This is a genomic window from Chitinophaga sp. (assembly GCF_036569185.1).
Classification (GTDB): Bacteria; Bacteroidota; Bacteroidia; order Chitinophagales; family Chitinophagaceae; genus Chitinophaga.
Window position 1 is genome coordinate 1 of record NZ_DATCRD010000037.1, and the last position, 9903, is coordinate 9903.

The following is a 9903-nucleotide window of genomic DNA, read 5'->3' on the forward strand; positions in this document are numbered from 1 at the left end:
GTTCGAGCAGCATATTGGTCTTACCCCGAAAATGTACAGCCGGATCTGCCAGTTTAACGCTGCGTTGCAGCAGCTTAACCGCAACAGGTTTTCGGACATGACCGGCGTGGCGCTGGAAAACGGTTATGCAGATCAAAGTCACCTGATCCGCGCTTTTAAGGAATTTACTACCTACTCTCCCCTGGAATATATAAAACAGGCGGAAAACTTCCCCGGTTAGCCCATTTCCCATTTTGTCGGGTTTCTTCTATCACAGGCCGGAAAGGTGCTGTTATTTTGTACCTGTAAACAATCACCATCATCAACAAAAACAAAATAACATGAGAAAGTTAGTCATTTCAGAATGGATCACCCTCGATGGCATCTTCGATGCAGAAACAATGGCAGAATGGTTTATGCCATATGATAGCCCCGCCCGTCAGCAGCTGATCAGCAACGGTATTCATGCCTGCGATGCCATCCTCTTTGGCCGTAAAACCTATGAAATGCTGGCCCCCTACTGGTCGCAGATGAAGAATAACGAAATGGGTATTGCCGCAAAACTGAACAGTGTAGCAAAATACGTAGTATCAACTACCCTTGAAAACGCCGCCTGGGAAAATACCACTATCATTAAAAATAATATCATTGAGGAGATCACCAGGCTGAAACAACAGCCCGGCAATGAAATCCAGGTAGAAGGAAGCGCCACACTGGCAGATGCCCTCATACAAGCCGACCTGGTAGACGAATATAAATTCTTTGTTCATCCGGCCATTGTGGGCAAGGGTAAACGCTTTTTCAAAGAAGGGAAACTGCCCGGTGGGTTGAAGCTTTCCAACACAGAGGTACTGGACAAAGGAGTAGTAGTGCTTACTTACCAACGGGAGAGGAGTTAAGCGGTTTCTGGTGGAAAAAAATTAATTTTAAGGCGGACTTAAAATTAACCCATGCACCAGTTTGATGAACAGGTAGAGCGGATCAGGACTAAGTTAGCTGCGGCAAAACAAAAAGACAAGGAATTGAAAGTATTCGGCGCCAGCTCCCATAAATACATCCTGCATAAACCCCTGGCGGAAGAAGCGATCTCGGATTTTGAAACCAGGTACCATATTTCGTTGCCGGTAAGTTATAAAGTATTCCTGTTGCAGTTGGGCAATGGAGGTGAATCGCATGCGGGTGCGGCTGCCGGACCGTTCTATGGTATTTACCCGCTGGGTGGGTGCGTGGACGAGCTCACAACTGATCCTGAAAAATACCTGAGCGGGCCGGTGAAGATCTATCCCGGTATAACGGCTGATTCCTGGCAGGATCTTACGAAGGATGCGGAAGAAGACGATATCACCGATGAAGCATATGACGCTGCGATGGGAAATATTTACGCGGGCATTCTGCCCATCGGGTCGCAGGGATGCACTTATCTGCATGGCCTGGTATTAAACGGGGAACACGCCGGGAAGGTAGTAAACGTGGATATGGACAGGCAGTTGCCTCAATTCACTTTTGAAGATAACTTCCTGGACTGGTATGAACGATGGCTGGATGAAATTATCTCGGAAGAACTACCAATTGATGGCCCGTCCTGGTTTGGCTATACCATGGGCGGCAGCGCGGCCACACTGTTAGATAAATATCATGCCGCCACAGATCAGTTAACCAGGCATCAATGCATTCGGGGTATCCTGGTGAAGCGGCATATTGACCCGGGGATGGAAACATTATTGGAGAAAGAATACCTGCATGCCGAAGCAGAATATAAACGGGAATGGCTGCAGGTGCTAACCAAATTCAGTTATCTGCTGGCAAAGCCGCACCTGTTAGCTTACAGCACGGTAGACCTGCTGGCGGTTGTACAGTTTATCTGGTGGTATGTAAAAGACAAAAGCAATGAATGGCTGGAAGTTATTACCCGGAGCTTACCAGGTATCAATGACGATGAAACATTCAGGTTTTGTACTTACCTGCTGGTAGAAATGAAAGCTGATTACGCACATTTGATGATCCCTGCTACAACCCATGAAAATGAACAGATCCGTGTAACCGCTTTTTATACTCTGGGTAAATTGGAAAACAGGGAACACTACCTGGATGTTTTTATCAATGGGCTGGATGATCCCGCTAATTATGTAATACATGCCGCTTTGCAGGCGCTGTCAGGCGTAAAGGATCAGCGGTTGTTACCAGCGTATAAGAAGGTTTTAGAGAGATTTCCAACGGAACAGGATTATATTTTATCCAACCTGGGATACCGGCTTGCCGATATGGGACTTACCATCGGGGAGTTGAAGAAGTGGAATGGGCAGTATCCTTAGGGCTCTACAACAATGTGTGCTATGGCGGGGTTTATAAAAGTGGAGAACAATGACATGGAAGATTTCGCAGAACTTAACAGCATCTGGCAATTTGATAATAGATAGCATTCTATAATAGCATCTTTCGCATGAAGGTATGGTGTGGAAAGCGAATAATGAAGCCCCTTCTCATTATTGGTGCCTGTTGCGGAATAATCGCCTTCCAGTGAATACAGCACTGCACGCTCCCGGTATCGTTTACGAATATATCCTCTCAGATGTATTTCATCAGTGGCGAAAAAGATCCTGTCACAAATGCGGTTTTTTAGGAGATAATCTATTTTTTCAACGTACTCTTCAAATGGAACAAGATTTGTTTCAGTTGCCTTATCCGTGCCCCGGTAATGTACACCAAGCATTCTATGGCCCCAATAATGCTGACTTACGAAGTCTTTTATTATATCTTCATAGATAGGTTTTAACCTGAAGTATTTTTGAATCAGCAGGTTTGATATTTTCTTTTCCAGGGTGGATATATTGCACCATGTAATAAAAATATCCGGGTGTATTACTTTCATCCTGTGAATTCCTTCTGTTGTCGTGTAGGGCTGTTCAAAAAAATAGTTGAAAATATTTTCCCCATATTTTTCTTCATAATAAAGATGGTGCGGGCCCAGGTGAATAACCGGGTGCATGTTTTCCTGTTCGCAGATGAACAAACCATAAAGTATGCAGTACATGCATGCAAAGAGGCCATGCACCCTGCTATCAATTAAACAAAGCGCTGTAGCCTGGTTGCCTTCTTCTATTTCTATATTGGGATATTTTGTAAGCAGATCCGATACGGAAATCATCGTGGAACTCATTTGGGTTTTCATTTTATCTTGCTGGTCATTGGTAAAGTTTAAGATACAAAATTTATCAACGTTAAATTAAATAGATAAAAATAGAGGATACATTTTCTTATATCAGATTTTTATAGTTATATTGTTGAAAGTCTATATTTTCATGACAGGAAATATTGGATGCCCGTACCTTTTATTTCTACAGCTAATTGCTAACTATGTAGCCCTGATCCTGATGTGTAAAGGTAGGCGTATTACCTGTTTCATTACCTGATAAAGATTATGAACTTTTTATAAAAGCGCTGTAATGGTAGAGAAAATTATTCATCAGATTGTTGGGCCCAAAACCACGGAACTGATTGATCATTGCCTGAATTCCTGGCTACCTCTTAAAGAGCATGGATTTGAAATAAAAGTATGGAGCTTTGAGGATATTAACAACTTTGTTGAAACAATATATCCTTTTGCTCTTTCGACCCTTCTTAATGCGAGGAACCTGGCGGAATCTGCTGATATTGCCAGGTACCTGATCGTACATCATCATGGAGGGTATTACATGGATTGGGATATTGAATTGATTGACCCCGAAGGGTTTTTAAAGATCTGCCAAAATTACGGGTATGGCTATTTGGTGGTTGATCCCTTTAATGGCACGCTGGCTTCGGAATGTTTTTCTGCTGCCCGGGAAGAGGCTTACCTTTTATCGCTGGTAGAAGATGTCGTTGAATTATTCAATAATGGTTTGCAGGATACGTTGACGACGCCTAAATACTCAGGTCCTTATCGTATGCGCGATTCATTGATCAGACATGATAACTCCAGGCAGGACCTTATAGAAGTTAATAGTATTTTTCTATACAATTATCGTGAAATCAGGGAGATGCCTGAACGGGAGACAGTAGCACCACTCATTCACTATTGGGCGCACATGTGGCTGAGGCCTGCTTTTAAATAAGGGAATTGTCTTGCTGCTGGATAAATTCATGGAGGGTCAATGTGAGTGAAATGTAATGGAATAAATGGATTGGGCGGGTCAGGAGAAATTATTGATAGGAATAGCGTAGAAAGGGGGTAAAATAATCAAGCAAAAAAAAAATTGAAATTTTTTCAGAAGCACAAATTTTTATATTACTTTCAGATATCAAATATTGTCAACCCGTAGAGAACATGAAAAAAAGCCCTTTAGTCAGTTTATTAGTGCTGATTGTTTTTTTTACGAATGGGCAGAGCAGATCGGAGCAGCTACAACAATTGTTTGATACCCTATATACAAGGCATCAATTTAATGGTTGTGTACTTGTAGCAGATTCTGGTAAACCAATCTTTCAAGGCGCATATGGCTATGCTGATCTTGACAGGAAGATTCTGCTGAACCTGGAAACCCGTTTTGAAGTAGCCTCTTTAGCCAAGCAATTTACAGCTATGGCTATTATGCAACTCCAGGAACAAGGTAAATTAAAATACAGCGATAGTATCCGGCACTACTTGCCTGGATTGCCTTACTATGGAGTTACGATCAGGGATTTGCTGCATCATACTTCAGGAATAGGAGATTTTTTGGGTTGGACTGCTAATCAAATTGATACCAGTAAAATTAACACTAATGAAGATATAATCAAGCTATTACCGGCAAATATACCTGTCGCCAGCTTTCCGCCAGGTACGGCGTTTGCCTATTCCAATTCCAATTATATGTTGCTGGCGGCTATCGTAGCTAAAGTATCCGGGAAGTCCTTCCGCAACTATATGCAGGAGAACATTTTTCAGAAAATTGGGATGCTGAATACATCAGTATATTCAAGGCGCACGGCAAAACAGCCGTTGAGCAACTATGCTTTGGGTTACGAATGGGATGCTGGTGATAACAGGTTTGCAGCGCCTGAAAGCATGGTAGCCAACCGGTATGTTAATTATATGGATGGAGTGTATGGAGCCTATGGTATAAGCAGTACCGTAACAGACCTGTTAAAATGGGATCAGGCGCTGTATACTGAACAACTGGTATCATCTTCCACTATGAAAGAAGCATTTACGCCGCAACTGCTTAAGGATAGCTCTTATGCTGGGTTTGCAGAATCAATGCCCTATGGTTTCGGATGGATCCTTACTACCGATACCAGTGAGAACACTTTTGTATGGCATGGAGGAGGAATAGCAGGTTATTTAAGTCTCATTGCCCGTTATACAAAACGGCATCTGACAATAGTTGTTTTGCAGAATATCATGAACTGTGTATCTCCTAATGCATTGATGGTACCGGTTAGCCAGATATTGGACCGCGAAAAGTCCTTCGATTTGCCTGAAGTAGCTCCCCTGAAGAAGAGCATTGTTGTTACAGCTGCCCAGTTGCAGCCTTTTGTAGGAACCTACCAGGTAAAAGATGATCCGTCAAGGAAAATGGTGATCAGCGCTCATCAGAACAGATTATATGCAAGATATATGGATCAGGTAACTGTCAACATATATCCGTCTTCGCCTGATACTTTTTTCTATACATTGATAGACGCCACAATTAAGTTTACAAAAGAGAATGGAATAAGCTACAACGAATTAACCCTGTTTCAGAATGGCCACGAAGTTATGATGCATCGGACCCAATAAGAATATCCCGGAATTACTTTATTTATTTCTATTGCTATGAAAATTGCAATTCTTATCATTGCCCATAAGAATTTTGAGCAGCTGGTGCGACTTGTCCGGAGCCTGACAACGAAAAGTGGAAACGCAGAGGTTACAGTGTATCTGCATATAGATAGTGATGCGCTCATATCCCTCGATGAACTGGCAGCCCGTTTCCCTGATGATGCCAACGTGTTTTTTATTGAGCCCAGGACGAAGCTGAACTGGGGAGGTTTCAGTATTACGAACCTGACGATAAACCTTTTAAATACTGCTGTAAACCATACCAGGCATGACTATTATTGCCTGATCAGCGGGATGGACTTCCCATTAAGGCCAATTGAGGACCTGGCCAACTACCTGCTCCTGAATAACGGTAAAGAATATATTGAATGTTTCCCGATGCCGGATAAAATGGGCCTGGAAGGAAATGGTGGTATGGACAGGATCGACTATTATTGGCTGGTGGATGATATTGGAATAAAAAAAAGTGAAGCATTTGTTGCCGCACAGGCCGCAGAAAAGAAGAAGAGATTGTTACCCTGTAACTTAACGCCCTTTTATGGATCCACATGGTTTACATTAACCCATGATTGCGTAGAAAGTATACTTTCAAAACTAAGTAAGTACCCGGCCATACTCGAATTTTTCAGGTATACCTACATCTCTGATGAGCTCCTGATTCCCACTTTAGTAATGAATTCCTCTTTTGCTGATAAAGTACAGCATAATAATCTTCGTTACATAAACTGGACTGATGGCCCCGAATGGCCGCGGGTTTTCAGAAAAGAAAATTTTGATGAACTGGTTTCGTGTGGAAGTTTTTTTGCCCGGAAATTTGATGAAAAGACAGACAGTGATATAATTGACCGTTTGGAAGTATTTATCAATCAACATCTCGCGATAACCTGATTTTAAGACGTTAAATGGTGCTGTATATTATCAACTGATATGCATCAGCAGGGTACGCCTATTCACAACGATTCTTTTTACCAGCTATAATAAGCGTCAACTATTTTTTTTTAACCCACACAAATCCAATTTATGGAAAGAAAAAAACTGAAGCTGGAAGAGCTCAGAGTACAGAGCTTTATTACAGAGCTCCAACCCGAAGTTGCCCAAACCGCAAAAGGTGGTGATGATGACGATTCAGGAACCAAATGCGTAGTGGACACTGTTACCATTGTCAAATCCATCTATGACATTGGGCACGACCTGACACTATGGCCAAAATCCTGTAAGGCAGGCAAGCCATGTAGCAGTACCCCCAAACCAACTACGCCAAAACCAGCCCCAACAACGGAGGTTTAAGTAGAACGGTGGATCTGTTTCTCAAACAAGGCTGCTCAGGGTTGGTTCCCTGGGCAGCCAATTTAACTACATACAGAAGTAGCAAAAATTAAATACCAGTAAATGGAAGGAAAAGTAGCGGTTGTAGTGTACCTGGATTTTACCGAGTTCCAGTTCAAAATGTTTAAAACCTTTTTAAGATCTATTGAGTTAACTGCCCCGGAGAATCTTGATGTAGTGGTTTTTTATAATCCTGCATATGATGTTTTCCGAAGCAGGGAACAACAGCTAACGGAGAAGACGAATATTTACTTCATCCCACAGGTATCGTTGGATGAGTATCCTTTTTTTAGCAATTACGCGTATATTAATAGTATTGCCTGTATGATAGGACAGGACTGGTTACTGGAGTATAAATACCTTCTTAAAACAGATGTAGATACCCTGTTTACGCCAAAGTGGAATAATATTAAATTGAATGGGTTTGTATGTGGGGGAGGAGGATATATAGATAGCGAAGCTACCGGCAAAAAGATCAGAGAAACGGCGGATTATTTCAGGCTGGCAATACGGGAAAACTATTTGTCAAATATTGGGTCTACCTGGCTCGGTCCCAGCGCAGATGTTTTAAAGGTGGCAGAGCTATCCACTTATCTGACTGGTCATATCCTGAATTTTAAGTTTAGGAATGAAGAAGGCGCCTGGCCGGGATATTATAAAGGAGTATCTTCTATGTACGCCAGTGAAATTGCTATCAATCATTTAGTAGAGCATTGTGTGATTGATGAACTGAATTTTGACTTTCCATCTGATTCTGCAGAACCGGTGAATACGCATGCGCATTTACACTGCTGGCATACGGATGAGAAGTTTTCGAAGTTTGAATTTACAAAAGGTAAGTACGAAGGTATAAAGATTGAAAACCTGGATATATCAAGAATTGACGATTATTGTCTTTATTGTGCACTTACTGGTAACGAGTAAAAGAAGTATAACCTTATTGTCAACCCATATAGAAAACGTTTATAATGATCTTTTTATCCGCCCAACCCGATTCAGAGTATTTTGTATGGCAATTAAAGATTCAGCTTTATAATTTCCGGAAGTTCAGCATAGATCCGGATACTATTCATATACTTATTGGCTATAACAGGGAAAAGGGCATTCATCCGAATGTTGCTCAGCTGGCAGTTGATTATAAGGAATATGCCCGCTTCTTTTTTTACCCCGATACAAGGATTTCTGCAAGGTACCTGTCTTCCATCAGGCCCAATATTATAAAACAACATTTTGCTGTATATCCCCAGCTGGAATCTGAAATAATTTTCTACCATGATTCGGATATTGTATTCACGGAAAGCCTGCCGGATTTTGACAGGTTGTGCAAAGATGATATCTGGTACGTATCCAACGCAAAAGAATACCTGAATACCAGGTATATCCGCCAGTTTGGCGAAGATATACTTGACAATATGTGCAGGATAATGAACATTGATAAATCAGTAGTGGTAGGGAATGATGAGAATGCCGGAGGAGCCCAGTACCTGTTGAAGAAGGTGGATTACAATTTCTGGCAACAGCTGGAAGACGACAGTGAGGCTATTTACATATACTTATCCGATGAGGTTAATACCATCAAGCATCTGCCTCCCCGTATTAACGGAAAGAAACGGAATTATATCCAGGCATGGTGCGCAGATATGTGGGCCATTCTATGGAGTAGTTTTAAAAAAGCAACTGTTGTTATTGACAAGGAGCTGGATTTTTGCTGGCCCTCGTTTCATATTGATACCTGGGGCGCTTACAAGATTTATCATAATGCCGGCGTATTGGAACATGAGCAGCATGAATATTTTTATAAGTCAAAATATACAGAGTATTCCCCGTTTTATGAATACCTGAATTTTGTTCTTCCACATCATTGCAACTATAAATATGTTGAATTGATAAAGGAAGTAAGGGATACCGAAGTATTTGACCTGACTGATGTGACATTTATTATACCCATCAGGATTGATTCTGTAAACAGGATTGAAAATCTCCGTACTTCTGTGGGATTTCTGACCCGGTATTTCCGCACAAATATCCTTATACTCGAGGCGGATCTGGCTCCAAAAGTACCAGAGGATATTACCGGTAATAAAATGGTAACATATCTTTTTATTGAAGATGATGATCCTATCCTCAACCGCACCATGTATAATAATTTGATGGCAGAAAAGGCTGATACGCCCGTCATTGTTAAGTATGACGCAGATGTAATAATTGCACCGGGGCAGATGTATAATTCTGTTTGCGCTATCCGGAATGGCCGAAGCATCATAAGCTATCCTTATGATGGAAGATTTCTGGATGTGCGCGACCCGCATCGTGCCTTTTTTCTGGAAGACCTGGATATTACGATGCTGTTTAAATATATGGATGATTTTACACAGCTCACCTTTCCTTCCGTTGGTGGATGTATTGTAGTGAACAGGCAGGATTACCTCGCTATGGGGGGCGACAATGAATATTTTATTGGCTGGGGATTGGAAGATAAGGAACTGTATTTCCGAAGCAGGATATTAAACGGGGAAGTCCACAGAGCTGTTGGCCCCCTTTTCCATTTATCTCATGCCAGGGGGCTCAATTCTTTTTACACCGATAACCAGGCTGTGATTGACAGTCACCGGGAATTTTTAAAAGTAGCTGAAATGGATAAAGCAGGCTTACTTACATATATTGAATCATGGGGAGGTAAAAATGGAAAATAATCTCTATCTGGCGGCTGCTGTTGCTATCGGGGATCAGCTTGTCAGAGAAAGCAGGAACGGATCCGATGGCATTTATTGGGAAACATATGATATTGAAGACGGGCTTGCTTTTAAGGTATACGATAC

Annotated in this window: 10 protein-coding genes; 9 read left to right on the forward strand and 1 reads right to left on the reverse strand. The window is 41.8% G+C overall.

What is annotated here, in order from left to right:
• The 3 genes from VIM72_RS03050 to VIM72_RS03060 form a co-directional block, all read left to right on the forward strand.
• Positions 1 to 220: helix-turn-helix domain-containing protein (locus tag VIM72_RS03050; RefSeq protein ID WP_332001395.1), on the forward strand; the 220-nt coding region annotated here is incomplete at its 5' end.
• Positions 221 to 320: 100 nt separating this feature from the next.
• Positions 321 to 878, forward strand: a complete 558-nt coding sequence (locus tag VIM72_RS03055; protein WP_332001396.1) for a dihydrofolate reductase family protein — start codon at positions 321 to 323, stop codon at positions 876 to 878.
• A 51-nt stretch (positions 879 to 929) separates the two neighbouring features.
• Positions 930 to 2291 carry an SMI1/KNR4 family protein gene (locus VIM72_RS03060; RefSeq protein WP_332001397.1) on the forward strand — a complete coding sequence of 454 codons (1362 nt, stop codon included), beginning with the start codon at positions 930 to 932 and terminating at the stop codon, positions 2289 to 2291.
• Here VIM72_RS03060 and VIM72_RS03065 read toward each other — a convergent pair.
• Positions 2288 to 3136 carry a hypothetical protein gene (locus VIM72_RS03065; RefSeq protein WP_332001398.1) on the reverse strand — a complete coding sequence of 283 codons (849 nt, stop codon included), beginning with the start codon at positions 3134 to 3136 and terminating at the stop codon, positions 2288 to 2290. The two genes, VIM72_RS03060 and VIM72_RS03065, sit on opposite strands and share 4 nt — an antisense overlap.
• A gap of 286 nt (positions 3137 to 3422) precedes the next feature.
• Here VIM72_RS03065 and VIM72_RS03070 point away from each other — a divergent pair, with 286 nt between their 5' ends.
• The 6 genes from VIM72_RS03070 to VIM72_RS03090 all read left to right on the forward strand — a co-directional run bounded on the left by VIM72_RS03070 (position 3423) and on the right by VIM72_RS03090 (position 9777).
• Positions 3423 to 4070, forward strand: a complete 648-nt coding sequence (locus VIM72_RS03070) for a glycosyltransferase (RefSeq protein ID WP_332001399.1) — start codon at positions 3423 to 3425, stop codon at positions 4068 to 4070.
• Positions 4071 to 4282: 212 nt separating this feature from the next.
• Complete coding sequence (locus VIM72_RS03075) at positions 4283 to 5716, forward strand: serine hydrolase domain-containing protein (protein WP_332001400.1); 1434 nt, start codon at positions 4283 to 4285, stop codon at positions 5714 to 5716.
• A 36-nt stretch (positions 5717 to 5752) separates the two neighbouring features.
• Complete coding sequence (locus VIM72_RS03080) at positions 5753 to 6646, forward strand: beta-1,6-N-acetylglucosaminyltransferase (protein WP_332001401.1); 894 nt, start codon at positions 5753 to 5755, stop codon at positions 6644 to 6646.
• Positions 6647 to 6778: 132 nt separating this feature from the next.
• Positions 6779 to 7045 (forward strand): pinensin family lanthipeptide, encoded by a 267-nt coding sequence (locus VIM72_RS32365; RefSeq protein WP_414648926.1) that lies wholly within the window; start codon positions 6779 to 6781, stop codon positions 7043 to 7045.
• Between the two features lie 102 nt (positions 7046 to 7147).
• Positions 7148 to 8008 carry a DUF7164 domain-containing protein gene (locus tag VIM72_RS03085; protein WP_332001402.1) on the forward strand — a complete coding sequence of 287 codons (861 nt, stop codon included), beginning with the start codon at positions 7148 to 7150 and terminating at the stop codon, positions 8006 to 8008.
• A 44-nt stretch (positions 8009 to 8052) separates the two neighbouring features.
• On the forward strand, positions 8053 to 9777 hold the full coding sequence (locus tag VIM72_RS03090; protein ID WP_332001403.1) for a galactosyltransferase-related protein: 1725 nt from the start codon (positions 8053 to 8055) through the stop codon (positions 9775 to 9777).
• The last annotated feature ends 126 nt before the right edge of the window (positions 9778 to 9903 follow it).

Excerpts from the sequence above, each read along its gene's own strand:
- VIM72_RS03080 (WP_332001401.1), top strand. The coding sequence starts at position 5,753 with ATGAAAATTGCAATTCTTATCATTGCCCATAAGAATTTTGAGCAGCTG.
- VIM72_RS03090 (WP_332001403.1), top strand. The coding sequence starts at position 8,053 with ATGATCTTTTTATCCGCCCAACCCGATTCAGAGTATTTTGTATGGCAA.
- VIM72_RS03075 (WP_332001400.1), top strand. The coding sequence starts at position 4,283 with ATGAAAAAAAGCCCTTTAGTCAGTTTATTAGTGCTGATTGTTTTTTTT.
- VIM72_RS03055 (WP_332001396.1), top strand. The coding sequence starts at position 321 with ATGAGAAAGTTAGTCATTTCAGAATGGATCACCCTCGATGGCATCTTC.
- VIM72_RS03070 (WP_332001399.1), top strand. The coding sequence starts at position 3,423 with ATGGTAGAGAAAATTATTCATCAGATTGTTGGGCCCAAAACCACGGAA.
- VIM72_RS03060 (WP_332001397.1), top strand. The coding sequence starts at position 930 with ATGCACCAGTTTGATGAACAGGTAGAGCGGATCAGGACTAAGTTAGCT.
- VIM72_RS03065 (WP_332001398.1), bottom strand. The coding sequence starts at position 3,136 with ATGAGTTCCACGATGATTTCCGTATCGGATCTGCTTACAAAATATCCC.
- VIM72_RS03085 (WP_332001402.1), top strand. The coding sequence starts at position 7,148 with ATGGAAGGAAAAGTAGCGGTTGTAGTGTACCTGGATTTTACCGAGTTC.
- VIM72_RS32365 (WP_414648926.1), top strand. The coding sequence starts at position 6,779 with ATGGAAAGAAAAAAACTGAAGCTGGAAGAGCTCAGAGTACAGAGCTTT.